The sequence below is a fragment of the Streptomyces noursei genome (assembly GCF_001646665.1).
Taxonomy (GTDB): Bacteria; Actinomycetota; Actinomycetes; order Streptomycetales; family Streptomycetaceae; genus Streptomyces; species Streptomyces lavendulocolor.
This window is the reverse complement of the sequence record NZ_LWBU01000043.1, coordinates 72,609-97,069: the sequence shown is the minus strand read 5'-3', so window position 1 is coordinate 97,069 and position 24,461 is coordinate 72,609. Positions and strand designations below refer to the sequence as shown.

Below are 24,461 nucleotides of genomic sequence, written 5' to 3'. Positions count from 1 at the left end.
TCACTTGACGATGTTGCCGATCTGCGGCGCGGGCTCGTTCTTGTACCCGGCCGGGCCGAAGTTCTCCTTCACGGCCGTGTCCCAGGCGCCGTCCGCGACCATCTTCTCCAGCGCGTCGTTGATCCTCTCCTTCAGCTCGCTGCCCTTCTGGACACCGATGCCGTAGTTCTCGTTGCTCATCTTGAAGCCGCCGAGCTTGAACTTGCCGCGGAACTGCTCCTGCGCGGCGTAGCCGGCGAGGATCGAGTCGTCCGTGGTCACGGCGTCGATCACGCCGTTCTCCAGACCGGTCAGGCACTCCGAGTACCCGCCGTACTCCTGGAGCTGGGCGTCGGGGGCGAGCTTCGTCTTGACGTTCTGCGCGGACGTGGAGCCGGTGACCGAGCAGAGCTTCTTGTTGTTCAGGTCGGAGGGCTTCGTGATGGAGTTGTCGTCCGCGCGGACGAGGACGTCCTGGTGGGCCAGCAGGTACGGACCGGCGAAGTCGACCTTCTTCGCCCGCTCGTCGTTGATCGAGTACGAGGCCGCGATGAAGTCGACGTCGCCCCGCTGGAGCATCGTCTCGCGGTCGGCGCTCTTCGCCTCCTTCCAGACGATGTCGCCGGGTTCGTAGCCGAGCTGCTGGGCGACGTAGGTCGCCACGTCGACGTCGAAGCCGGTGTACGACCCGTCCGGGGTCTTCAGCCCGACACCGGGCTGGTCGAACTTGATGCCTACGTTGATCTTGTCGCCGTTCCCGCCCGATCCGCCGTCCCCGTCGTCCCCGCAGGCGGCGACGGAGAAGGAGAGGGCGAGCGCGGCGGCCACGGCCACGGTGGCCTTGCTGAGCTGGTGCGGGTTCATGGTGATCACCTTTGGAGGTGGAGTACGCGCCACGGGTGGGGGCGGCTCAGTGGTGCAGGATCTTGGACAGGAAGTCCTTGGCCCGGTCGCTGCGCGGATTGCTGAAGAACTGGTCCGGTGTGGTCTCCTCCACGATCCTGCCGTCGGCCATGAACACCACGCGGTGCGCGGCCGAGCGGGCGAACCCCATCTCGTGGGTGACGACCACCATGGTCATTCCCTCCCGGGCGAGCTGCTGCATGACCTCGAGCACCTCGTTGATCATCTCGGGGTCGAGCGCGGAGGTCGGCTCGTCGAAGAGCATCACCTTCGGCTCCATGGCCAGCGCCCGGGCGATCGCGACGCGCTGCTGCTGGCCGCCCGAGAGCTGGGCCGGGTACTTGTCGGCCTGGGAGGCGACGCCCACCCGGTCGAGCAGTTCGTGGGCCCGCACTCCGGCGGCCTTCTTGTCCTTCTTGCGCACCTTGATCTGGCCGAGGGTGACGTTCTCCAGCACGGTCTTGTGGGCGAAGAGGTTGAACGACTGGAACACCATGCCGACGTCGGCACGCAGGGCGGCCAGTTCCCGGCCCTCGGCGGGCAGGGGCTTGCCGTCGATGAGGATCTCGCCGGAGTCGACGGTCTCCAGCCGGTTGATGGCGCGGCACAGGGTCGACTTGCCTCCGCCGGAGGGGCCGATCACGACGACGACCTCGCCGCGTCCGACGGTCAGGTCGATGGACCGGAGCACGTGCAGCGCACCGAAGTGCTTGTCGACGTTCCGCAGTTCGACGAGTGCGTCGGGGCGCCGGGCTTCGTCGTGCCGGGCGCCGGTGTGCCGGGCATCGTCGCGGTCGGGCATGGCACCCTCCTGGGTCGCCGTTCCCCGCTTGTCACTGTACTCACGTTCATGCTCCGCCCTCCCGTGCCCGGCTGCACGCCGGGAAGGGAAGGGACCGGCGACGGGTGCGGTGGTCCGTGAGGGTGCGGAAGGCGCCGGGGGCGGGGCCGGAGGGGACCGGGCAGTGCCGGACGGTGCGGGACGGGCCGGACGGTGCCGGGTGGTGCCGGACGCGGTGATCCTGGCCGGTCCGGGTACTGGTGGGACATGGAGGACGTGGACAAGGACCCCGAGCAGCCGCAGGCGGAAGATCTCCTGGCGGGCCTGAGTGTGGACGACAGCCGGCCGGAGCAGCCGGTGCTGCTGGACTCGGCCGGCGCGCCGATCCGGACGTGGCAGGAGAACTACCCGTACGACCGCAAGATCCGGCGGGCGGAGTACGAGCGGACCAAGCGCATCCTGCAGATCGAACTGCTGAAGCTGCAGCGCTGGGTGAAGGACACCGGAGCACGCCTGGTGGTGATCTGCGAGGGCCGGGACGCGGCCGGCAAGGGCGGCACGATCCAGCGGTTCACCGAACGGCTCAACCCGCGTGGCGCGCGGATCGTCGCCCTGGACAAGCCGACCGAGCGGGAGTCCGGTCAGTGGTACTTCCAGCGGTACGTCGCCCACCTGCCGGCGGCCGGCGAGATCGTCTTCTTCGACCGCTCCTGGTACAACCGGGCCGGCGTGGAGAAGGTCATGGGCTTCTGCACCGACGAGCAGTACGACGAGTTCCTGCGCCAGTGCCCGCTCTTCGAGACGATGCTCGTGCAGGACGGGATCCTGCTGGTGAAGTTCTGGTTCTCGGTGTCGCGCGCCGAGCAGCGCACCCGTTTCGCGATCCGTCAGGTCGATCCCGTACGCCAGTGGAAGCTGTCCCCCACCGACGTGGCGTCCCTCGACCTGTGGGACGCGTACACCACCGCCAAGGTGACGATGTTCCGCGCGACCGACACGGAGCACGCGCCGTGGACGGTGGTCAAGAGCAACGACAAGCGGCGCGGCCGGCTGGAGGCGATGCGCAGCCTCCTCTGGCGGATCGACTACGACCGGAAGGACCAGGCGGCCGTCGGCGAGCCCGATCCGCTGATCGTGGGCGCCGCCGACACCCTGCTGGAGCCCGGTGAGGAGCCGGCCGACCTCTCGCCCACTCCGCTGGCGGGCCCGCCCGCCCGGCCGGGACAGCACCCGGAACCGCCGCCCGGCCAGGGGACCGGTCCGGGTGCCGGCGGCCTCGGGGCCGGCGGAGATCCAGGGGCAGGGGGTCCGGGGGCGGGCTGAGGCGATCCGGTGGCGGGCGGTTCCGCGACCGGGCGATCCGGTGGGCGGGCGGTTCCGCGGCCGGGCGTTCCGGTGGCGGGGCGGTTCCGGTGCCGGTCGCCCCGCCGCCCGCTACGGCGCGGCGCAGTCGTAGGTGAAGCGCACGGCCGCGGTGTGCCGGGCGGGTTCCAGGATCTCGAGCCGGGCCTCGGCCGGGTAGTGCCCCGGTCCCTGGAAGGTCCACAGCAGGTGGAGCGTGGCCTCCCGCCTGCCCTGCGGCATCCGCTCGGTCAGCCGGTCGGAACGGGTGCCGTCGCTGCGCACCCACCGGTAGACCAGGGTGCCCGGGCGGCCGTTCGTCCGGACGACGGCCACCACGTCGGCCGCCCCGCCGCAGGCCGGTCCGGCCGGATCGGTGCTGACCGCCACCTCCCGCACCTCGACGCCCGGACCCTGGCGCTGCCAGAGCAGGTAGACGAGGACGGCGGCCAGGACGGCGGCCGCGAGGGCGTACCGGCGCAGACCGGCCCGGCGGGGCCGCGCGGTCGCGGGCGGCACCTCCACCGGGAACGGTGCCACGGCGGCCGCGGTGACCCCGGGGCCGAAGCGCAGCACCGAGCCGTCGGCCCGGTCGGGTGCGACATAGGTCTGCGGTGACGGCGGCCCGCTGATCCAGGCGCTGCCGAGGACGGTGGCGCTGTACTCGTCGTCGTTCACCGGATCTCGCACCGCCTGATCAGGATCTGCTGGGTCGCGGCGCCGGCGTCCGCCGACGGGGTGGTCGTGGCCCGCACACCCCAGTAGCAGCCCTGGCCCGAGAACGTCAGGGTCCGGGGGGTCGCCGCCGAGGCCGCGGAGAAGGTCATGGAGCCCTCGGACGCGCCGAGCGTGCCCCGGGCGTCGCCGCTGAACCACTCCAGCAGGACGGTGGCCGGGCCGGAGGCGTCGACGGAGAGCGTCACCTGGGCCGCGGTGAAGTCGGTCTGCCGGAACGAGGTCACGTTCACCGCCTTCACGCTCGTCGCGGGCGGCGGCGGTGACGGTGGCGCGGTGGTCGGCGGCGCCGCCGTCGGCCCGGTGTCGGTGGGCGGCGTGGTCGGCGGTGTCGACGGGACGGGCTCCGAGGGGCCGGAGGACGCGGACGGGGGCGCGGCGGACGTCGGGGTGCCGGTCGGCGCCGACGCCGAGGGCGTCGCCGGCCCGGAGGCGGACGACGACGTGGAGGCGGAAGGCAAGGGCGATCCGGTGGGCGGGGCCGACGCCTGCCCGGCCGGCCCGCCGGTGAGCGGGACGGCGCTGGTCGTCGCGGAGACGCTGCCCGCCACGGCCCGGCCCGTCCGCTCCAGCGCGCCGGCCTGCGTGAGGATCAGCAGCAGGCCGAGCGCGAGCGCCGCGCCGGCGCCCAGCCAGCCGGCCCTGCCGGGTGCCCACAGCGAGGTGGTGGCGAACGCGGTGGTGGAGGCCGCCGAGCCGCCCGCGGACGGGAACAGCAGTGGCAGCAGGGCGGCCAGGGCCGCGAGCTTGCGCTGTCCGCGCTCCTCCCAGTCCGGCCCGTAGGCGGCGCGGGCCAGCTCCTCCAGTTCGGCCACGAACGCCTCGGCGTCCGCCGGGCGTTCCTCGGGGCTCTTCGCCAGGCCGCGGCGGATCAGCGGGCGCACCGGCTCGGGGACGTCGGACTCGGGGACGGGGGCCTCGATGTGCTGGAGCGCCAGTTCCGCGAGGTTCTGCCCGGTGAACGGCTTGCGTCCGGTCAGGCACTCGAAGAACGTGGCCGTCGCCGCGTACACGTCGGCGGCGGGCGACGCGGGTTGCCCCTGCCACTGCTCGGGGGCCATGTAGGCGGGCGTGCCGGCGACGCCCGGGGTGGCGCCGTGGTCGGCGGCGATGCCGAAGTCGACCAGCTTGGACGAGCCGTCGGCCGCGACGAGGACGTTCTCCGGCTTGTAGTCGCGGTGCACGACCCCGGCCCGGTGGGCGGCGGCCAGGCCGAGCAGTGAGCCCTTGAGCACGACCAGGGCGGCCTCGGGGCCGGTGTCCCCCGACTGCTTGAGCACGGCGCGCAGGGCGATCCCGTCCACCAGCTCCATGACGATGGCCGCGCCGCCGGGCGCCTCCACGTACTCGTACAGCTGGACGACGTACGGCGTGTGCAGGGCGCCGAGCAGTCGGGCCTCGGCCCGGAACCCCCCGACGAACGCCGGATCGCTGCGCAGACGGTCGCTGAGGTACTTCACCGCGACCGGAGTGCCGGTGGCGTCGTGCACCGCCAGCACCACCCGGCCGCTGGCGCCCGAGCCGAGTTCTCTGGTCTCCGTGTAGCCGGGGACCACCCACGCCTTCATCTTTCCGTCCCCCCTTGCCGCGGTCCTCACCCCTTGGGACACGGACGGGCCGTGGCCGGTTCCCGTACGAGCCGTCCGTCCGGGCGGCGGCTCGCACCCGGTGTGCGAACGGCGGACCGCCCCGGAGCGTGCGCGACGGCGGACAGGCTACCCGGCGCCGGGACGTACGCGGTGCGGGGGCGGACGGGCCCGCCCGCGCCGCGGCACACGCGGTGACGAGGAGGCCGTCCCGATCGTCTAGCGTGTTCGCGCCTCGTGCGCCTCGTGCGCCTCGCGCCTCGTGAAAGGACCGCGCATGACCCTCCCCTCCACCCGGTCCGCCGACGCCGAACGGGCGCGCCGATGGCTGCTCGCCGAGGGCGCCACGTGCGGCGCCGACGGCGTCTGGCGGCATCCTGCGTTCCCGGGCGGCGCCCTGACGGCCGGGACCGCCGCGCACCTGTGGGCGGACATGGCGGTCCAGGACCCGCGGCTCGGCGGGGAGGAGGTGGTACGGATCGTCCTCGGGCTCATGGACCTGTGCGACGAGCCGGGCGTGACCGCGGCCTTCTCCGCGTGGGCCGACGCGTACGAGGAGACGCGGGCGCACCTGTGGACGGCGTACCGGACCCGGCTGGAGGCCGTCGAGGAGCCGCGCGGCGTGCTGGACTCGCTGGCCCACTGGTTCGAGGACGGCTTCTGCGCGTCCGCCTGCTTCCACGGCGTCCTGGGCGGTGAGGCCGCGTCCCTGCCCGGCCGTCTGCGGCCGGGCGCGCCGGGCCGCGACGCGCTGCTGCGCCGGGTCCGCCGCGTCCTGTCCGTCGCGGGTCCCGTCCCCCGGGAGGACCGGGAGCCGGTGTACGAGGCGGTGGCCGGGGTTCCGGAGCTGCGCGGCGTGCGCTGACCGCTCCGCCCGGCTCCGGGCCGTGCGGTCAGGGGAGCATCACGCAGTGGTTCTCGATGACCCTGCCGCCGCGGTCGAGCCCTCCGCAGACCGCGAGTCGCGGGTACGCCCTGATCTCCCGGTTCACGACGAACCGCCACCGCGACACGCCTGCCTTGCTCGCCCGGTGATCGCCCACGAAGGCGCGCAGGGTTCCCGGGAGGCCGTCGCGGGTCGTGACCGTGATGTCCTGGACGTAGTCGCGCCCCTGGTGGGCGGTGGCCACGCAGATGTAGCTGCCGCACGTGGACTTGACCTCGGCGCCGGCCGGCGGCGCGGTCGCCAGCACCAGCACGCCGGCCGCGGCGAGCGCGGCCGTGAACGCCACCGCCCGCCGTGCCCTCGTCCCCGCCGGGCGGTCGGTCTCCTGGCGCGCGTACGTCACCTGGTCCCCCTCATCGGCATGCCTCGGTGGTCGGTTTCACGGCGTTCCCCACTGTCCTGGTCCTGTTCCCGGGGCCGCGACGGCGCGAGCGGGGCGCGACGGCCGGACAGGAGGCGCACGGAGGCACCCGCGCGGTGGCGGCGCACGGGCGTTCGCGCCCGGCCGGGCCAGCGTCGGGCTGAACGACCGGGCGAACTAGTGGCCGCTGACGGCGCGGGGACCGCCGGTGGGCGGCGCGCCGCCGGGGGGTGGCCGGCGGCCGGACACCAGGGCGAGGAGCACCGCGGCGGCGGAGCAGGCCGCGAGGGCGGCGAAGAGGCCGTCGTATCCGCCGAGGGGGCCGCCGGCCAGCGCCGCCCCGGCCCAGGGCGCGAGGGCCGCTGCCACGGTGGCGGGTGCGGTGAGCAGCGCGGACAGGCGGCCGTAGTCCGCGGTGCCCCAGCGGTCGCTGACGGCCGTGGCCTGGAGGAGGGTGAGGTTGCCGCGTACGACTCCGGCCAGGACGGCGAGGAGGACGAGTACGGCGACCGGCCCGGGGACGAGGGCGAGCGCCGCCGTGGTGACTCCCCCGGCGGCCATGAGCAGCGCGGTCCGGACGGTCGGCCCGGTCCGGCGCGCGAGTGTGGCGTACAGCGTGCGGCCGAGGGTCTGGCCGGCGCCGCCGAGTCCGAGGGCCCAGGCCGCGGTGGTGGTGTCGGCGCCGCGTTCGGTCAGCAGGGGTACGAGCCCGATGACGACCGCGTACATGGCGAAGCCGGACAGGGTGAGGGCCGCGGCCAGCAGCAGGAAGGGACGGCTGCGGGCGGTGCGCGGGGTCCTGGCGCCGGGCCGGCCGCCCGGGTCCGGGGCCGGGGTGGGGGCCGGGGGCCAGGGGGCTCGCAGGGCGAGGGCGTGGATGGGGACGGTGACGACGGCCAGGACCGCGGCGAGCACGGCGTAGGTCGCCCGCCAGCTCAGGTGCTCGGCGAGCGCGGCGGTCAGCGGGGCGAAGACGGTCGAGGCGAGGCCACCGGCGAGGGTGACGACGGTGAGGGCGCGGACGCGGTCGGGCCCCCACCAGCGGGTGACGGCGGCGAAGGCCGGGTGGTAGAAGGTGGCCGCCATGGCGACACCGGCCGCCGTCCAGCCGGCGAGGAAGACCACCGGCCCGGGGGCGGCGGCGACGGTGAGCAGGGCGAGGACCGCGAGGACCGAACCGCCGGTCATGACGGCGCGCGGCCCGCGCCGGTCCAGGACGCGGCCGACGGGGATCCCGGCCGCCGCGGAGACCAGCAGGGCCGTCGAGAACGCGGCGGTCACCGTGCCGGCCGACCAGCCCGTGTCGGCGGTGATGCGGGAGAGGAGCACGGGGAACGCGCAGTAGACGATGCCCCAGCCGGTGATCTGGGTGACGCACAGGGCCGGCAGGACGGCGCGGGGCCGCGACCGGTCCCCCGTACCGGTCGCGGCCCCGCGCGTGTCGGGATGGGCCACGGTGGATCAGCAGCCGCCGGACGCGGCCGGGACCCCGGTGCCGATCGTGAGGGTGGCCGGTGCGGCGCAGCAGCCGCCGCCGGACTCCGCGGTGGCCGCCTCCGGCTCGTCGAAGAGGCCGGCCCCGCCGCACACGCCCGTCTCGGGGAGGGTGAGCTCGACGCGCTCGGCGGCCTCCTGGTCGCCGGCGAGGGCGGCGGCGATGGAGCGGACCTGCTCGTAGCCGGTCATGGCGAGGAAGGTCGGGGCGCGGCCGTAGCTCTTCATGCCGACCAGGTAGACGTCCTTCTCGGGGTGGGTCAGCTCCTTGACGCCGTGCGGATAGACGGTTCCGCAGGAGTGGACGTTGGGGTCGATGAGCGGGGCCAGCTCCAGCGGGGCCTGGAGCCGCTCGTCGAGGCCGAGACGCAGCTCGGAGAGGAACGACAGGTCGGGGCGGAGACCGGTCAGGACGACGACCTCGTCGACCGGGTCGAGGCGGCGGCCGTCCTCCGCCACCAGGACCAGCTGTTCCCCGGCGCGCTCGACGGCGGTCGTACGGAAGCCGGTGACGGCGCCCGCGTGTCCGTCGTCCACGGCCGCCTTGGCCGCGAGGCCCAGGGCGCCGCGGGCGGGGAGCTGGTCGGCCTCGCCGCCGCCGAAGGTCGAGCCGCCGATGCCCCGGCGGAGGATCCAGGTGGTGTGCGTGCCGGCGCCGTCCTCGGAGGTGGCCAGGTCGGCGAGCGCGGCGAGGGCGGTGAAGGCGGAGGCCCCGGAGCCGATCACGGCGGTGCGCTTCCCGGCGTGACGGGAACGGACGGCGGGGTCCTTGAGGTCGGGCACGCGGTAGGAGACGCGGTCGGCGGCCGCGCGCTCGCCCCGGGCGGGGAGGCCGTCGCCTCCGATGGGGCTGGGGGCGGACCAGGTGCCGGAGGCGTCGATGACGGCCCGTGCCAGGAGCCGTTCCTCGGTGCCGTCGGCGTGGGTGACGTGCACGGTGAAGGGCTGGGTGTCGCGGTCGGCGTCCACGATGCGGTCGCGGCCGAGGCGGGAGACGCCGGTGACGCGGGCGCCGAGGCGGACGCGCTCGCCGAGGACACCGGCGAGGGGCTGGAGGTACCGCTCGGCCCAGTCGGCGCCCGTGGGGTAGGTCGCGCCGTCGGGGGCGGTCCAGCCGGTGGGGGCCAGCAGCTTCTCCGCCGCCGGGTCGACGAGCTCGGCCCAGGTGGAGAACAGCCGGATGTGACCCCACTCGCGCACCGCCGTGCCGGCGGCCGGGCCGGCCTCCAGGACCAGTGGCTCCAGGCCGCGCTCGACGAGGTGGGCGGCGGCGGCCAGGCCGACGGGCCCGGCGCCGATCACCACGGTCGGAAGAGCGGACGTGGGCGCGGCGGTGGTCGGCGCAGACATGATGACTCCCTTGTTTCGACATCCGTCGATGGCTGTGCCCTCAGCATGGCACCTGCTTCGACGAGCGTCAACATAGACGTTCATCGAAATGGAGGGGATACCTCTGGAGCCTCTGGTTCGATGTGTGTCAACATAGACGTATGTCGAATGCGAGCCCGCTGCCCCTGCTGGACCCGGATGTCGTGCCGTGCTGCCCGCCGCTGACCGAGCGCCCGCTGACCGCCGAGGAGGCCGTACGCACGGCCGCCATGTTCAAGGCGCTCGGCGACCCGGTGCGGCTGCGGCTCTTCTCCGCGGTCGCGTCGCACGAGGGCGGCGAGGCGTGCGTGTGCGACATCTCCGACGTCGGCGTCTCGCAGCCGACCGTCAGCCACCACCTGAAGAAGCTCAAGGAGGCGGGGCTGCTCACCTCCGAGCGTCGCGGCACATGGGTCTACTACCGGGTGGAGCCGTCCGTGCTCGCCGCGATGGGACACATCCTCGGCCGGTACGCCGCCGCCTGAGCACCGCGGCGGCGGTTGCGGCGCTGCGTGCGGCGGTGCGTGCGACGGGGCCGGCGGCGGCACCTTTCCGGCCGCCGCCGGCCACCGTCCGCACCCGCGGGACGGTCACGCGGCGGAGGTGAACCTCCGGCGCCAGGCGAGCGAGACGTACACGAGGGCCACCAGCACGGGCACCTCGATCAGCGGGCCGACGACCCCGGAGAGGGCCTGGCCGGAGGTCACGCCGAAGGTGGCGATGGCGACGGCGATGGCCAGCTCGAAGTTGTTGCCGGCTGCGGTGAAGGCCAGGGTGGCGGTGCGGTCGTAGTTCAGGCCGATGGCCTTGCCGAGCAGGAAGGTGCCGAACCACATCACCGCGAAGTACACCAGCAGCGGGACCGCGATCCGGGCCACGTCGAGCGGCTGCGAGGTGATCGTCCTGCCCTGGAGGGCGAAGAGGATCACGATCGTGAACAGCAGGCCATAGAGCGCCCACGGGCCGACCCGGGGCAGGAAGCCGGACTCGTAGGCCTCGCGCCCCAGCCGCTTCTCGCCGATCCGGCGCGTGAGGAAGCCCGCGAGGAGCGGGACGCCGAGGAAGATGACGACGTTCAGCGCGATCTTCCACATGGAGATGTCGAGCGCCTCGCCGTCGTCGAGACCGAGCAGGCCGGGCAGCAGGTCGAGGTAGAACCAGCCGAGCACGCCGAAGGCGAGGACCTGGAACACCGAGTTGAGCGCGACGAGGACGGCGGCGGCCTCCCGGTCGCCGCAGGCCAGGTCGTTCCAGATGATGACCATGGCGATGCAGCGCGCGAGGCCGACGATGATCAGGCCGGTGCGGTACTCGGGCAGGTCCGGCAGGAAGATCCACGCCAGCGCGAACATCACGGCGGGACCGAGGACCCAGTTGATGACCAGCGAGGAGACCATCAGCTTCCTGTCGCCGGTCACGGCGTCGAGCCGGTCGTACCGCACCTTGGCGAGGACCGGGTACATCATGACCAGCAGGCCGACGGCGATCGGCAGCGAGACGCCGCCGATCTCGACCTTCGCCAGGGCGTCGTTCAGGCCCGGGACCAGCCGCCCGAGGCCGAGCCCGAGGGCCATGGCGAGCAGGATCCAGACGGCCAGGAAGCGGTCGAGCGTCGAGAGCTTCGCGACGACGGAGGGGTCCCCGGTGGTCGCGGGTGCTTCGGTACGGGTCACGGACAGGCCCTCTTGTTGTCGGCGGCGGCTCGGGCGGACTCGGCCAGGTCGGTGAACTGCCCCGCGAGCCGGGCGATCACGTCCGGCCGCAGCTTGTAGTAGGTGAACCGGCCGCACGGCTCGGTCTCCACCACCCCGGCCTCGCGCAGCACTCTCAGATGGTTGGAGAGGTTCGTCTGACGGGCGCCGGTCTCCTCCACCAGGTGGGTGGTGCACAGCGTCTCGCGGGCGAGCAGGGTGACGATGCGGAGCCTGAGGGGGTCGGCCAGGACCCGAATCAGTTCAGTGTCGACTGACGTCATCATGGGCTGATACTTTCACATCAGTGGTGGGTGACACCACCGGGTGCTGACGTCAGCGGAGCCTGACGCGCCTGCTTCGTCCTGAGACAAGAGAGACCTGCGATGTCCCAGAAGCCCTCCGTCCTGTTCGTCTGCGTCCACAACGCCGGCCGCTCGCAGATGGCCGCCGCGTGGCTGACCCACCTGGCCGGGGACCGCGTCGAGGTGCGTTCCGCCGGATCCGCCCCGGCCGACCGGGTCAACCCGGCGGCCGTCGAGGCGATGCGCGAGGTCGGCATCGACATCTCCGCCGAGACCCCGAAGGTCCTCACCGTCGACGCCGTCAAGGAGTCGGACGTGTGCATCACCATGGGCTGCGGCGACACCTGCCCGGTCTTCCCGGGCAAGCGTTACCTGGACTGGCGGCTGGAGGACCCGGCCGGCCAGGGCGTGGAGGCGGTACGGCCCATCCGCGACGAGATCCGGAAGCTCGTCGAGGGCCTGATCGACGAGATCGCCCCGCGCCCGGCGGCCTGAGGCGCCGACCGTCCCGGCCGGAGGCGGCGGGGCGGTGGGCGCCGGGGTACTCCGCGGCCGTCCGCGGGAGGCGGAGGTGACCGCGCGGGACGCCGGAGGGGGGGCGGCGAGGACGTGGCCGTATCCGTCCGCGCCGGACCGCGTCGGAGCCCGGAAGGCCGCACGCCGCGTGCGCCGGGCCGTGGCGCCGGGGGACGTGGACCGGACGCCGGTACGCCTGCGCGGTGAGCCGCGGGCCGTGCGCCGCCGCGGGGACGCACAAGAGGGCCGTCGGCCTGTGGCGGGAGCGGACTGCCGGTTCGGGGCGGTGCCACGCCCCCGGGGCCGGGGCACGGGCGTCAGGCGCGGGCGCCGTCCCGGGGCACGGGGGCGAGGGCCGCAGCGGTGTCGGCGGCGGCCAGGTCGGCGTTCATGCGGGCGCCCGCCAGGGCGCCGGCCGCGGCGGAGGCGCCGACCTGGGCCATCGGGTCGGTGACGTTGCCGGCCACCCACACCCCGGGCACGCCGGTGGCGCCCGCGTCACCCGAGGCGAAGCGGCGGCCCATGCCGCCCGGGAGGTCCTCCGTCGCCAGCCCCAGCCCGTCCAGGCCCTCGGTGCGGGCCCGCAGGACCGTGGCGACCGCGAGGACCCGGCGCCGCACCACGCTCCCGTCCGCGAGGCGCACGCCCTCGATACCGCCGTCCCGACCGGTCACGACCTCCTCCACCGGCGCGTCGACGACCCGGATGCCTCGGGCGGCGAACCGTGCGCGGGTGTCCTCGTCGAGTTCCGTGCCGCGCGTGAAGAAGACGAGGTCGTCGGTGAGCTGGCGGAACAGCACGGCGTGGTGCACCGACGCGGGGCCCGTGGCCAGGACCCCGATGGGCTCGTCGCGCACCTCCCAGCCGTGGCAGTAGGGGCAGTGCACCACACCGTGGCCCCAGTGCGCGGCGAGCCCGGGGACGTCGGGGAGCACGTCGCGCAGCCCGGTGGCGACGAGCAGGCGGCGCGCGTACAAGCTGCGGCCGTCCGCGAGGGTCACCGTGAAGCGCGGGTCTCCCCCGGCCGGGCCGGCCGGACCGGCCGAGGTCACCTCCCCGGCCACCACGAGGCCGCCGTAGCGGCGTACCTCTTCGCGGCCTCTGCGCAGCAGTTCGGCCGGGGCGATGCCGTCCAGGCCGAGCAGGCCGCGCACTCCGTCGGCGGGTGCGTTGCGCGGGGCGCCGCCGTCGATCACGACGACCGAGCGGCGGGACCGGGCGAGCATCAGCGCCCCGTTCAGGCCCGCGGCGCCGCCGCCGATCACCACGGCGTCGACGAGCCCGCCGGGCGGCTCGTCGGCGGCACGCTCGGCGGCGCGCTCGGCGACGGACACGGGCATGGTGGTGGTGTCGCACATGGCGTCGGTGTCGGACATGGTGGTCTCGGGCATGGCTGTCGCACCCTCTCTCGTCGCGGTCCCCGGCCGGTGCCGGGCCCGTTCGCGACGATAGGCGCGCCTTGCCAACCAGGCATACGATGTTGCGCATGACGCAAGAAGATGGCGATCTGGACAGCCTGGTGCGCAAACGCATCCGGGCCCTGCGCGTGGCGCAGGGCTGGTCCCTGGAGGAGTTGGCCACCCGCGCCAGGGTCAGCCAGTCCACGCTCAGCCGCATCGAGAACGGCCGCCGCCGCCTGGCCCTGGACCAGCTCGTCACCCTCGCGCGCGCCCTGGACACCTCGCTGGACCAGCTCGTCGAGACCGCCGCCGACGACGTCCTCATCAGTCCGGTGATCGACGCCGCGCACGGGCTCATGCGCTGGCCCGTCAGGGCGGATCCCGGGCTGAGCGTGGTGCGCCAGCGCATGACGGACCCGCCGCCCGACAACCCCGCGCGCATGCGCGCCCACCCGGGCCGGGAGTGGCTGGTCGTCCTGTCCGGCACCGCGGTGCTGCTGCTCGGCAACCGGCGCATGCGCGTGGAGACCAACCAGGCGGCGGAGTTCCCCACGATGCTGCCGCACGCCATCGGCGCCGAGGGCGGGCCCTGCGAGATCCTCGGCATCTTCGACCGGGACGCGCGGCGCGGCCACCAGCGCGGTGACGACGCCTGAGCGCGGCCGACCCGGCGCGAGGGCGCCGCTTGCGCGTCCGGCAGTACATCCGGCCATCGTCTTGCGCGTACGGGAAACCATGGCGGGGCGACGCCATGACCGCCCTAGCGTGGCGCCCATGAGCCACCACACGTCCCCGCAGCCCACCCACGCCGGCGCGCATCACTCCGCACGGCACGCCTCCGGTTTCGACGGCCATGCCGAAGTCCTCGACCTCGACGCCGAAGTGCTCGCCGGGCACCACGCGTCCGTCACGCAGTGGCTGCCCGTCGGCCGGGACCCGCGCCGCATCACGGACCTGGGGTGCGGAACGGGCGCCGGCACCTTCGCCCTGCTGTCGCGCTTCCCCCGGGCCGAGGTGACCGCCGTCGACGCGTCGCCGGCCCTGCTGGAGCGGCTGCGGGAACGGGCCGAGGCGCTCGGGGTCGCCGACCGGGTGCGTACGGTACGGGCCGACCTCGACGGGGACTGGCCCGAGCTGCCCCGGCCGGAACTGGTGTGGGCGTCGGCGTCGATGCACCACATGGCCGACCCCGACCGCGTCCTGCGCCGGGTCCACGACGTGCTCGCGCCCGGCGGCCTGTTCGCCGTCGTCGAGCTGGCCGGCTTCCCGCGCTTCCTGCCCGACGACGCGCCGGAGTGGCGGCCCGGCCTGGAGGAGCGCTGCCACGCCGCCCTCGCCCGGCACGCCGCCGAGCAGGTGCCGCACCGGGGAGCCGACTGGGGCCCCCGGCTGGCCGGGGCCGGATTCACCGTCGAGGACGAGCGGGTGCTCACCGTGCGCGTCGACGGCTCCGCCGACCCGGCGGTCGGCCGGTACGCGCTCAGCGGCCTGCGGCGCCTGCGCGACAGCGCCGCCCACGCCCTCGCCCCGGAGGACCTCGACGCGCTCGACCGGTTGCTCGACACCGGCGACCCGCTCGGCCTCCCGCACCGCGGCGACCTCGCGGTCCGGACCGAACGCACCGTCTGGGCCGCCCGCCGCACCTGACCGCGCCGCACCTGCGACGGCGAGGAGAGGCAGCCCGGAGGCCGGACGGACGGCGCTCAGCGCAGGACCGCCGCCAGCAGGTCGGTCCCGAGCGCCGTCAGCCCAGGCACGTCGAGGGTGTGCCGGACGTAACGGCCCTGCCGCCGGCGTGTGAGCAGTCCCGCGCGGCGCAGGGCGGCGAGGTGGCGGGAGACCTCCGGCGGTGACAGCTCCCAGGCGTGGGCCAGTTCACCGGTGGTGTGCGGGCCGCGGGCGAGGGTGCGCAGCAGCCGGAGCCGTACCGGGTGCGCGAGGGCCTCCAGCCGCAGGGTGACCGTCTCCAGCGACACCGGTTCCGCCGGGCCCGGCTCGGCCACGACGGGGTACTGCACCACCGGCTGCCAGCCGGGCGCGTGGACGACCACCAGGTGCGGGCTTCCGTACACGCTGGGGATGAAGGTGACACCGGTGCCGCGGGCGGCCGTCGCCTTGTCCTGGAGCTTGTCCACGACGAGGCAGTCGCCGCCGGGCGCCAGGGTCATCGCCCCGGACACCGACGCGAGGGCGGCTTCGAGACCCTGACGCCTCAACAGGTCGTTCTTCAGGCGCAGGTCGGAGGCGAGCCGCACGGCCACCTCCGCCCAGGCGGTGTCGAAGAAGGCCTCGGCGCACTGTTCGAGGGTGTCGCGGACCCGTGCCCGTACGGCCGCCGGGTCCGCGAGCAGCCGTTCCGCGAACGCCTCCTGCCGTGCGCCGCGGGCCTGCGCCAGGTCCAGGGCCCGCTCGCGCGCGGTCGCGTCGGTGAGCGGCGACGGTGCGGCGGCGGGGAGCCGGTTGCTGCCGCAGGTGGTGACGAGCGCGGCGGTCGCGTACGCCTCGTCGTCGATGCGGTCCACGTCGTCCAGCTCCTCGGCGAGGGTCGGGCGCGGCCGGGCGGGCAGCAGGAAGTCGGCCTGCGAGGAACGCCAGAGGAACTCCGCCTCCCGCAGCCGCTCGGCCAGCTCCGGCCGCAGCCCCGCCCATACGTCCCCGGCCCAGCCCGCGAGGTGCGGATGGTGCCCCGGCTCGGCCAGCACGTGGAGCATCGCGGTCAGTTCGGCCAGCGGGGACGCGGCGAAGCGCAGTCGTTCGGACGGCAGGCCGCCGATGTCGATCCTCAAGGTCATCCCCTCAGCATCACCGACGCCCGGCGGGCGACGGTGCCGGTTGACGGTGTCCGTCAACCGGCGTGCCCGGCCGGGCCGTCGCACGCACCGTCTGACGCCATGACAACCCGCACCGTCACTTCGATCCGGCCCCGCGCCCTCGTCCGGGCGTCCGGAGGCCCCCGCTACGCCGTCGCCCTGGCCGTGGACGCGCTCGGCACCGGCCTGCTGCGGCCGTTCCTGCTCCTCTACGGGGTGATGGTGCTGCGGCTGTCCGCGCCGGCCACCGGCATCGCCATGACGGTCGGCGTGGTCGTGGGCCTGTTGTGCATACCGGCGGTGGGCCGGTGGCTGGACCGGGGCGCACGCAGCACGGTCGTGGCGGCGTCGATGCTGGTGCGGGCGCTGGGCGTGGTGCTGCTGCTGGCCGCCCCCGCGGGGCACGTCTGGCCGTTCGCGGCGGCCGCGCTCGTGCTCGGGGCGGGCAACCAGGCGTGGCCCGCGGCCCATGCGGCTCTCGTGGCGACGGTCGCCCACGGCCGGGAACGGGACGCCACCCTCGCGGCGGGCCGCGCCCTGCGCAACGCCGGCCTGGGCGTCGGGGCGCTCCTGGCCACCGCGTGCCTGGCGGGCGGGGCCGCCGCGCTTCAGGCGCTGGCCGCCGTGACGGGGCTCGCATACCTGACCGCCGCGGCGCTGGCCCGGTCGGTGCACCTGCGCGCCCGGCCGGCCGCACCCCCGGACGGTGACGGGGCGACGGACGGGGACGGGACGACGGACGGGGACGGGGCGGGCGGGCCCGCGCCCCGGATGCGGGCCCTGCTGGCCGCCAACGTGGTGTACGTCTTCTGCCTCAACGTCCCCGAGATCGCGCTCCCGCTCGTCCTGGTGACCCAGCTGCACGCGTCCCCCGTGTGGTCCGCGGCCATCTTCGTGACCAACACGGTGCTGGTGGTGGCCCTGCAGGTCCCGCTCACCGTCCTGCTGTCCCGCTTCGCCCGGCGGACGGTGCTGGCGCTGGCCGGGGTGGTGCTCGCCGCGTCCTACCTCGGCTTCCTGGCGGCCACGTCACTGGGCGGGGGCTGGGGCGCTCCGGCCGTCGCCGCGGTGTCCGTGGTCTGCACGCTCGGGGAGATCGTCTACGCCGGCAGTGCCACCGCGCTCGTCACCGCCCTCGCCCCGGCCCCCGTACTGGGACGCACCCTGGCCCGCTTCGAGCTGTCCACCGGTTTCGGCCTAGCCGTGTCCCCGGCGGCCATCACCGCGCTCGCGCCGCACGGTCCGACCGCCCTGTGGGGCGGGCTCGCCGCCGCCACGCTCCTCTCCGCGTCCGCCGTCGCCACCGAGAAGGACCGGCCCGCGCCCCCGAAGACGCGCGCCGGTACGGGCGGGTGAGGGTACGGTCCGGCACGCGCGGGGACGGGTGGGGATCAGGGACGTCGGGCCGGGCGGCGGAGGGTGGCCATCAGCACGGCCGCCGCCCAGAGCAGTCCTCCGAGCCCCGCGACGACCGCACCCGCCACCTCGACGCTCTCCCAACTACCGGTCACCCGGCGGCACCTGGGGTCGCACCGCCAGGTGGTGGCCCCGTCCGTCCGCGCGGCACCGAGCGCGGCCAGCCCCACGAGGAACAGGACGATGCCGGACCAGAACATCCGGCGGGCGGCCCTTGCGTACCGCCGCGAGCGCGTGTCGACCATGGTCACCCTCCCCGTCGCCATGTGGCACGTGGACGCCGACGCTACGGGACGCACGGCGCGCACCGCACATGTGCGGCCGTTCACCGAGCCTCACCGGGCCCGGGAAGGTGAAACGCCCCGACCGCGAGGGGGGGGAACGCGGCGGGGCGTGAGGACCTTGTGCCCGCCCCGGCGGCGTACATGCCTCCTTCTCGTGAGGGGAGGGAGGCACGCACCTTCTCGCCGCCGGGACGCTCCCGGACCCGCCGGACCGCCGGGCCGCTCCCGGACGCTCCGGGCCCCGGCTCAGCCGGCCCACGTCCAGTCGGTGACCTCGGGCATGTCGCTGCCGTGTGCGCGGATCCAGTCGTGGTGGCGGACGCGGGCGTCCGCCATGGCCTGCCGTACGCCCACGGCCCGCACGGCGAGACCGGGCACGCGGTCGATCACGTCCATCACCAGGCGGTAGCGGTCGAGGTCGTTGCGCACGACCATGTCGAAGGGGGTCGTGGTGGTGCCGACCTCCTTGTAGCCGCGTACGTGGAGGTTCGGGTGCCCGGCGCGGCGGTAGGCCAGGCGGTGCACCAGCCACGGGTAGCCGTGGTACGCGAAGATCACCGGCTTGTCGCGGGTGAAGAGGGCGTCGTACTCCCCGTCGGTCATGCCGTGGGGGTGCTCCTCGTGGGGCATGAGCCGGGTCATGTCGACGACGTTCACCACCCGGACCGCGAGGCCCGGCAGGTGGCGCCGCAGCAGTGCCGCCGCCGCGAGCACCTCCTCGGTGGGTACGTCGCCCGCGCAGGCGAGGACCACGTCGGGCTCACGCGTGCCGTCCTCGGTGCCCGCCCATTCCCACACGCCGGCGCCGCGGGCGCAGTGGGCGCGGGCGTCGTCGAGGGAGAGCCAGTCGAAGCAGGGCTGCTTGCCGGCGACGATCACGTTGACCTGGTCGCGGCTGCGCAGCGCGTGGTCGGCGACGGTCAGCAGGGTGTTGGCGTCCGGCGGCAGGTAGACCCGGACGACCTCGGGGCTCTTGTTGAGGACGTGGTCGACGAAACCGGGGTCCTGGTGCGAGAAGCCGTTGTGGTCCTGGCGCCACACGTGGGACGTCAACAGGTAGTTGAGGGAGGCGATGGGCGCCCGCCACGGGAGCGTACGGGCGGTCCTCAGCCATTTGATGTGCTGGTTGACCATGGAGTCGACGATGTGGACGAACGCCTCGTAGCAGGAGAACAGTCCGTGGCGGCCGGTGAGGAGGTAGCCCTCCAGCCAGCCCTGGCAGGTGTGTTCGGAGAGGATCTCCATCACCCGGCCGTGCCGGTCGAGGTGTTCGTCGGTGTCCAGGAGCGGTTCCTGCCAGGCCTTGCCGCTGGCTCCGTACACGGCCTGGAGGCGGTTGGAGGCGGTCTCGTCCGGGCCGACGAGCCGGAAGTCGCGGCGGTCGGCGGTGGCGGCCATGACGGCCTCCAGCAGGCCGCCGAGGACCCCGGTCGGCTCGTGCCGGGTGCCGCCCGGCCGGTCCACGGCGACGGCGAAGTGTTCGAGCGGCGGGAGGGGCAGCTCCCGCAGCAGCAGGCCGCCGTTGGCGTGCCGGGTGGCGCCCAGCCTGCGCTCGCCGTCCGGTACGCAGGCGAGCACCCGCTCCCGCGGCCCGCCTCGCTCGTCGAACAGTTCGTCGGGGCGGTAGGAGCGCAGCCAGGCCTCCAGCTGTTCGCGGTGCGCCGGGTCCTCCCGCACCGCGGACAGCGGGACCTGGTGGGAGCGCCAGGTGCCTTCGACGGGGAGGCCGTCCACCTCCGCGGGGCCGGTCCAGCCCTTGGGGGTGCGCAGGACGATGACGGGCCAGCGCGGCCGCCCGTCCGGTCCGCCGGCCCCGGCTCCGGTGCTGCCCGTGTCCGCGTCTGCGCTTGTTCCTGCGCCTGTGCCTGCGCCGGTGCCGGTGCGGGCCTGGCGCTGGATGCGGCGGATGCGGTCGACGGCCGTGTCCATCGCGGCCGCCATCGCCCGGTGGACCTGGCGCGGGTCGTCGCCGGTGACGTGGAGGGGGTCGTGGCCGTACCCCCGGAGCAGCTCGTCGAGTTCCGCCTCCGGGATGCGGGCGAGCACGGTGGGGTTTGCGATCTTGTAGCCGTTGAGGTGGAGGATCGGCAGGACGGCCCCGTCGTGGACCGGGTCGAGGAACTTGTCGGAGTGCCAGGACGCGGCGAGCGGTCCGGTCTCGGCCTCGCCGTCACCGATGACGCACGCGACGAGGAGGTCCGGGTTGTCCAGCGCGGCGCCGTACGCGTGCGACAGGGAGTAGCCCAGTTCCCCTCCCTCGTGGATGGACCCCGGGGTCTCCGGGGCGACGTGGCTCGGCACGCCGCCGGGGAAGGAGAACTGGCGGAACAGCCGGGCCATGCCTTCCTCGTCGCGGCTCACGTCGGGGTAGGTCTCGCTGTAGCTGCCCTCCAGCCAGGCGTTGGCGAGCACGGCCGGGCCGCCGTGCCCGGGCCCCCAGACGCACAGGGCGTCGAGGCCGTGGCGCCGGATCACCCGGTTGAGGTGGGTGTGCACGAGGTTGAGGCCGGGTGACGTGCCCCAGTGCCCGAGCAGCCGGGGCTTGATGTGCTCCGGCTCCAGCGGCTTGCGCAGCAGGGGGTTGTCCATCAGGTAGATCTGCCCGACGGACAGGTAGTTGGCCGCCCTCCAGTGGGCGTCGAGCGCGTCGAGTTCTTCGTCGGTCAGGGGTACGCCGTCCGGGTCCTCGTCCTTGCGCATGCTGCCTCCGTCCTGTGGGTGGGCGCGGGCCGTCCGGCGGACCGGCCGTGTGTCGTCACCGGGCGTGTGCCCTCGCGCGGTACGCGGACGCCTCCTGGCGGCCCGGGGGCGCGCCCTCCGGATCACCCGGGGGACGCGCACTCCATGGTCGTGCGTGTGCCGCCGCGCAGCACCGTGACACGGGCGGTACGGGGGCGGGAAGGGCCGGACGGGCCACCCCGCGGGCCCTCGCCGGGACCCATGGCGGGGGTTTGCCCGCCATGGGTCCCGGCGTGACGCACCCCACAGGATCGGCGGCGCATGCAAATAGGAATTTCGTATGCGCATTTGCTAGCGTCCCGACCGTGAGGCTGACCAAGTTCACCGACCTGGCCCTGCGTTCCGTGATGCGTCTGGCGGTCGCGGAGGACGGCGACGCCCTGACCACGCGGGAGGTGGCGGAGGCCATGGCCGTGCCCTACACGCACGTGGCGAAGGCCGTCGCCCGCCTGCAGCACATGGGCGTGGTCGAGGCCCGGCGCGGGCGCGGCGGCGGGCTGGCCCTGACCGACGCCGGACGGCGGTCCTCGGTCGGCCGGCTCGTACGGGAACTCGAGGGCGAGGGCGAGGTCGTCGCCTGCGAGGGCGACTCGCCGTGCCCGCTGCGCGGTGCCTGCCGGCTGCGACGGGCGCTGCGCGACGCACAGGAGGCGTTCTACGCCACGCTCGATCCGCTGACCGTGGCGGACCTGGTCGCCTCCCCCACCGGGCCGGTCCTGATCGGACTCGTCGGCCGCCCGGCGGACTGACCCCTACGACACACATCCACCCCACACCCGCACCGACGCCCACGGGCAAGCACACCAGCCCCCCGCACCCCACCCCCACCACCCGCCCACCTCGCCGCACCCAAAAATACGAAGATCTTTAACCAATTAAGGAGTCGCCGTGCTCTCCGAGCAGTCCGCCCCCGTCGTACGCGCCACCCTCCCGGTGGTCGGCGCCGCCATCGGGGAGATCACCGAGTTGTTCTACCGGAAGCTGTTCGACGCCCACCCGGAGCTGCTGCGGGACCTGTTCAACCGGGGCAACCAGGCCAACGGGGAGCAGCCGAAGGCGCTGGCGGGATCCATCGCGGCGTTCGCCGGCATGCTGCTGGACAGACCGGACAGCCGCCCGGACGCGATGCTCGCGCGGATAGCGCACAAGCACGCCTCCCTCGGGATCACCTCCGACCAGTACAAGACCGTCCACCGCCACCTCTTCGCGGCGATCGCCGACGTGCTCGGCGACGCCGTCACGCCCGAGGTCGCCCGGGCGTGGGACGAGGTGTACTGGCTGATGGCCAACGCGCTCATCGCCGTCGAGGCACGCCTCTACCAGGAGGCGGGCGTCGCCGAGGGCGAGGTCTGGGGCCGGATGGAGGTCGTCGGGCGGCACCGGGAGACGGAGGACGCCACGTCCTTCGTGCTGCGCCCCGCCGACGGCCGGCCGGCCCGGTCCTTCCGGCCCGGCCAGTACGTCGGCGTGCGGGTCGAACTCCCCGACGGGGCCCGGCAGATCCGCCAGTACAGCCTCTCCGCCGCTTCCGGCCGGTCCGACTGGCGCATCACCGTCAAGCGGGTCCACGACGCGGCGCACCCGGACGGCGAGGTGTCGTCCTGGCTCCACGCGCACGCACGGCCCGGGGACGTGCTCGACGTCACCGCCCCGTTCGGCGACCTGGTCCTGCCGGAGGGGGACGGCCCGCTGCTGCTGGCGTCCGCGGGCATCGGCGTCACCCCGGTGCTGTCCATGCTCGGTCACCTGTCCGCCACCGGTTCGGCCCGCCCGGTGACGGTGGTCCACGCCGACCGCTCCCCCGACCGCCACGCCCACCGGGACGAGCAGGCGGCCCTGGTCGCGTCGCTCCCGGACGCGCGGCTGCACCTCTGGTACGAGGAGCCCGGCGAGCGGGCGCCGGAGGCGTCGACGGCCGGCCGCGTCGACGTGGACGCCCTGGACCTCCCGGCGGGGCTCACCGCCTACCTGTGCGGCCCGCTGCCCTTCATGCGGACGGTCCGCGGCGACCTGCTGCGACGCGGCGTGCCCGCCGAGAGGATCCACTACGAGGTCTTCGGACCGGACCTCTGGCTGGGCCGGTAGGGGCCGGCACCGCCGGCCGAGCGGCCCCGGACGTCCGGGGCCGCTCTCAGGACGGCTGGAGGGAGGCGTGCTGGGGGCGAGCGCCGGTACCCGCCGCCAGGAGGCGGTTCCGGGCGGCCGTGAGGGCGGCGTCGACGTCCCGGGTCCCGGTGGAGACGCACAGGGTGTAGGCGACGTCCTCCATGCGCCTGCGCACGTCCGGAGCACCCGCTTCGCCGTGCAGGGCTTGCAGCGCCTCGTACTGCTCGACGAGGTCGTTGAGGACTGCGGGGTGGGCCATCAGCACGCCGGTCTCCTTCACCACGTGTGGTCTCGACATGTCAGCCGGTACCCCGGCTTCCGCCGCCCATACGTGTACCCCGCATACGGGGTCGGGGGGCAGGACATAGATAGGGGACGCGCCACGGATCCGTCGGCGTACGCGTCGAACCGAGGAGAGAACGTGACCACGTACGTCATCACCATTCCGGGCACCTTCCTGCGGGAGCTGACCGACGAGGCCCGGTCCGTTCTCGTACGGAAGCTGCGCCCCGCCGACCCGAGGCAGACGTCACTGGGCCGGGCGGAGGAACTGGACGTCCTCACCGTCAACGAGAACGGCACCTTCAGCGTGCGCCTGGAGGTCGAGGCCCATGACAGCCACAGTGCCGAGGAGGCCGCGAGGCGGACGGCGACCGAGGCTCTGCGCGAGGCCGGTTACGCGGAGGACGACGCTCCGACCGGGCCGGCGGCGGTGACCGGGATCGACACGCCGACGTGAACCCGGCGGCCCGCCCCCGCCCGGGTTCCTCCACGCCCGGGTCGCGTACGGGCCGCCGCGGGGAGGCGGTGGGTGACGCGGCTGCGCAGGATCTCCATGGACCGGTTGACATGTCCCGCCAGTCCCCGGGGTACCACTGACCCTCGGCGAGGCTCGGCGGTGCTCCATGAGCGCGTTCCCGGCACACGATCCACCGCACGTCCTCGCCCCGGGTTCCTCGGTGGATCCCTCCCCGCGCTCGAACAGGAAGAACCGATCCGACGTGACCACGCACCACCTCCCCGGGACGCAGGGCGAACGCCTGCTCCAGCAGTACCTCGGCACCGCCGACCGGGCCTCCGGTTTCTACGACCGCCAGGTGAAACCGTTCCTCACCGCCGAGATGCGCGACTTCCTGCGCCGCCAGTCCATGGTCTTCCTCTCCACCGCGGGTGCCGACGGCACATGCGACGCCGGCTTCCGCGCCGGGCCGCCCGGGTTCGTGATCGACCTGGACGCGCGCACGCTCACCTACCCCGAGTACCGCGGGAACGGTGTGATGGCCGGTGCGGGGAACATCGTCGAGAACCCCCACATCGGCATGCTGTTCATGGACTTCACGCACCATCACATAGGACTGCACGTCAACGGGACGGCCCGGCTGTGCGGCGACGAGGAGCAGCGGCGCAGACACCCGCACCTTCCCGAGGAGCCGGCTCCGGGACGCCGGCCGGAGATGTGGGTGCACGTCACCGTGGAGGAGGCGTACGTCCAGTGCTCGAAGTACATACCGCACCTGGAACCGGCACCCCGCCCGCGGGCGACCGCGCCGCGCCCCAAGGACGCGGACTACTTCACGCGCTCGGCCGGGGGCGGGGAGCACCCGCTGCCGGCGGCACCCGCCGAGGTCACCGACGCCCACGCCCACGCTCACGCCCGCGCCCACGCCGGCGCGAACGCCCAGGAAAGCCGCTGAACTCCC

24 protein-coding genes are annotated in these 24,461 nt (G+C 74.3%); 11 read left to right on the top strand and 13 right to left on the bottom strand.

What is annotated here, in order from left to right; all coding sequences use genetic code 11:
* Window positions 1-843, bottom strand: coding sequence for a glutamate ABC transporter substrate-binding protein (locus A4V12_RS04605; RefSeq protein ID WP_064067904.1), 843 nt, complete (start codon window positions 841-843; stop codon window positions 1-3).
* 46 nt (window positions 844-889) lie between these two features.
* A complete protein-coding gene (locus A4V12_RS04600) occupies window positions 890-1,684 on the bottom strand; it encodes an amino acid ABC transporter ATP-binding protein (RefSeq protein ID WP_064067903.1) in 795 nt (264 codons plus the stop codon).
* A 246-nt stretch (window positions 1,685-1,930) separates the two neighbouring features.
* On the opposite strand from A4V12_RS04600, the gene ppk2 reads away from it, so the two are divergent.
* Window positions 1,931-2,986 carry a polyphosphate kinase 2 gene (gene ppk2 / locus A4V12_RS04595; RefSeq protein ID WP_064067902.1) on the top strand — a complete coding sequence of 352 codons (1,056 nt, stop codon included), beginning with the start codon at window positions 1,931-1,933 and terminating at the stop codon, window positions 2,984-2,986.
* A gap of 111 nt (window positions 2,987-3,097) precedes the next feature.
* On the opposite strand, the gene A4V12_RS04590 is transcribed toward ppk2, so the two are convergent.
* Both A4V12_RS04590 and A4V12_RS04585 read right to left on the bottom strand, forming a co-directional pair.
* Window positions 3,098-3,682, bottom strand: coding sequence for a hypothetical protein (locus tag A4V12_RS04590; RefSeq protein ID WP_079136806.1), 585 nt, complete (start codon window positions 3,680-3,682; stop codon window positions 3,098-3,100).
* Complete coding sequence (locus A4V12_RS04585; protein WP_064067901.1) at window positions 3,679-5,307, bottom strand: serine/threonine-protein kinase; 1,629 nt, start codon at window positions 5,305-5,307, stop codon at window positions 3,679-3,681. Before A4V12_RS04585 ends, A4V12_RS04590 begins: the two co-directional genes overlap by 4 nt.
* Before the next feature lie 295 nt (window positions 5,308-5,602).
* On the opposite strand from A4V12_RS04585, the gene A4V12_RS04580 reads away from it, so the two are divergent.
* Complete coding sequence (locus A4V12_RS04580; RefSeq protein WP_064067900.1) at window positions 5,603-6,190, top strand: hypothetical protein; 588 nt, start codon at window positions 5,603-5,605, stop codon at window positions 6,188-6,190.
* Window positions 6,191-6,218: 28 nt separating this feature from the next.
* Here the strand turns inward: A4V12_RS04580 and A4V12_RS04575 are convergent, their stop codons facing one another.
* The 3 genes from A4V12_RS04575 to A4V12_RS04565 all read right to left on the bottom strand — a co-directional run bounded on the left by A4V12_RS04575 (window position 6,219) and on the right by A4V12_RS04565 (window position 9,476).
* Entirely contained in the window at window positions 6,219-6,614 is a 396-nt protein-coding gene (locus tag A4V12_RS04575) for a hypothetical protein (RefSeq protein WP_107415320.1), read from the bottom strand.
* Window positions 6,615-6,809: 195 nt separating this feature from the next.
* The gene (locus A4V12_RS04570; RefSeq protein ID WP_064067899.1) at window positions 6,810-8,087 is read right to left on the bottom strand and encodes an MFS transporter; all 1,278 of its coding nucleotides are present in this window, start codon (window positions 8,085-8,087) and stop codon (window positions 6,810-6,812) included.
* Between the two features lie 6 nt (window positions 8,088-8,093).
* Complete coding sequence (locus tag A4V12_RS04565) at window positions 8,094-9,476, bottom strand: FAD-dependent oxidoreductase (RefSeq protein WP_064067898.1); 1,383 nt, start codon at window positions 9,474-9,476, stop codon at window positions 8,094-8,096.
* A gap of 140 nt (window positions 9,477-9,616) precedes the next feature.
* Here A4V12_RS04565 and A4V12_RS04560 point away from each other — a divergent pair, with 140 nt between their 5' ends.
* The gene (locus A4V12_RS04560; protein ID WP_064067897.1) at window positions 9,617-9,979 is read left to right on the top strand and encodes an ArsR/SmtB family transcription factor; all 363 of its coding nucleotides are present in this window, start codon (window positions 9,617-9,619) and stop codon (window positions 9,977-9,979) included.
* 105 nt (window positions 9,980-10,084) lie between these two features.
* Here A4V12_RS04560 and arsB read toward each other — a convergent pair whose 3' ends face one another.
* Entirely contained in the window at window positions 10,085-11,167 is a 1,083-nt protein-coding gene (gene arsB, locus A4V12_RS04555) for an ACR3 family arsenite efflux transporter (RefSeq protein WP_064067896.1), read from the bottom strand.
* Window positions 11,164-11,472, bottom strand: a complete 309-nt coding sequence (locus tag A4V12_RS04550) for an ArsR/SmtB family transcription factor (RefSeq protein WP_064067895.1) — start codon at window positions 11,470-11,472, stop codon at window positions 11,164-11,166. Before A4V12_RS04550 ends, arsB begins: the two co-directional genes overlap by 4 nt.
* Before the next feature lie 99 nt (window positions 11,473-11,571).
* On the opposite strand from A4V12_RS04550, the gene A4V12_RS04545 reads away from it, so the two are divergent.
* Window positions 11,572-11,985 carry an arsenate reductase ArsC gene (locus A4V12_RS04545; protein ID WP_064067894.1) on the top strand — a complete coding sequence of 138 codons (414 nt, stop codon included), beginning with the start codon at window positions 11,572-11,574 and terminating at the stop codon, window positions 11,983-11,985.
* A 338-nt stretch (window positions 11,986-12,323) separates the two neighbouring features.
* Here A4V12_RS04545 and A4V12_RS04540 read toward each other — a convergent pair whose 3' ends face one another.
* Entirely contained in the window at window positions 12,324-13,346 is a 1,023-nt protein-coding gene (locus A4V12_RS04540) for an NAD(P)/FAD-dependent oxidoreductase (protein ID WP_064067998.1), read from the bottom strand.
* A gap of 146 nt (window positions 13,347-13,492) precedes the next feature.
* Here A4V12_RS04540 and A4V12_RS04535 point away from each other — a divergent pair, with 146 nt between their 5' ends.
* Both A4V12_RS04535 and A4V12_RS04530 read left to right on the top strand, forming a co-directional pair.
* The gene (locus A4V12_RS04535; protein WP_064067893.1) at window positions 13,493-14,062 is read left to right on the top strand and encodes an XRE family transcriptional regulator; all 570 of its coding nucleotides are present in this window, start codon (window positions 13,493-13,495) and stop codon (window positions 14,060-14,062) included.
* A gap of 118 nt (window positions 14,063-14,180) precedes the next feature.
* On the top strand, window positions 14,181-15,053 hold the full coding sequence (locus A4V12_RS04530) for a class I SAM-dependent methyltransferase (RefSeq protein WP_199831217.1): 873 nt from the start codon (window positions 14,181-14,183) through the stop codon (window positions 15,051-15,053).
* A 56-nt stretch (window positions 15,054-15,109) separates the two neighbouring features.
* Here A4V12_RS04530 and A4V12_RS04525 read toward each other — a convergent pair whose 3' ends face one another.
* A complete protein-coding gene (locus A4V12_RS04525) occupies window positions 15,110-16,198 on the bottom strand; it encodes a DUF5937 family protein (RefSeq protein ID WP_064067891.1) in 1,089 nt (362 codons plus the stop codon).
* Window positions 16,199-16,297: 99 nt separating this feature from the next.
* Between A4V12_RS04525 and A4V12_RS04520 the strand changes: the two genes are divergently transcribed.
* A complete protein-coding gene (locus A4V12_RS04520; RefSeq protein ID WP_064067890.1) occupies window positions 16,298-17,572 on the top strand; it encodes an MFS transporter in 1,275 nt (424 codons plus the stop codon).
* A 590-nt stretch (window positions 17,573-18,162) separates the two neighbouring features.
* On the opposite strand, the gene A4V12_RS04510 is transcribed toward A4V12_RS04520, so the two are convergent.
* Window positions 18,163-20,616, bottom strand: a complete 2,454-nt coding sequence (locus A4V12_RS04510) for a phosphoketolase family protein (RefSeq protein WP_064067888.1) — start codon at window positions 20,614-20,616, stop codon at window positions 18,163-18,165.
* A gap of 344 nt (window positions 20,617-20,960) precedes the next feature.
* Between A4V12_RS04510 and nsrR the strand changes: the two genes are divergently transcribed.
* Entirely contained in the window at window positions 20,961-21,404 is a 444-nt protein-coding gene (nsrR, locus tag A4V12_RS04505; protein ID WP_064067887.1) for a nitric oxide-sensing transcriptional repressor NsrR, read from the top strand.
* A 139-nt stretch (window positions 21,405-21,543) separates the two neighbouring features.
* Window positions 21,544-22,740: a globin domain-containing protein gene (locus A4V12_RS04500; protein ID WP_064067886.1), complete on the top strand. Its 1,197-nt coding sequence runs from the start codon at window positions 21,544-21,546 to the stop codon at window positions 22,738-22,740.
* 46 nt (window positions 22,741-22,786) lie between these two features.
* Here the strand turns inward: A4V12_RS04500 and A4V12_RS04495 are convergent, their stop codons facing one another.
* A complete protein-coding gene (locus tag A4V12_RS04495; RefSeq protein ID WP_064067997.1) occupies window positions 22,787-23,026 on the bottom strand; it encodes a DUF5133 domain-containing protein in 240 nt (79 codons plus the stop codon).
* Window positions 23,027-23,182: 156 nt separating this feature from the next.
* Between A4V12_RS04495 and A4V12_RS04490 the strand changes: the two genes are divergently transcribed.
* Complete coding sequence (locus tag A4V12_RS04490; protein ID WP_064067885.1) at window positions 23,183-23,500, top strand: hypothetical protein; 318 nt, start codon at window positions 23,183-23,185, stop codon at window positions 23,498-23,500.
* Between the two features lie 262 nt (window positions 23,501-23,762).
* Window positions 23,763-24,455 (top strand): pyridoxamine 5'-phosphate oxidase family protein, encoded by a 693-nt coding sequence (locus tag A4V12_RS04485; RefSeq protein ID WP_234372077.1) that lies wholly within the window; start codon window positions 23,763-23,765, stop codon window positions 24,453-24,455.
* The last annotated feature ends 6 nt before the right edge of the window (window positions 24,456-24,461 follow it).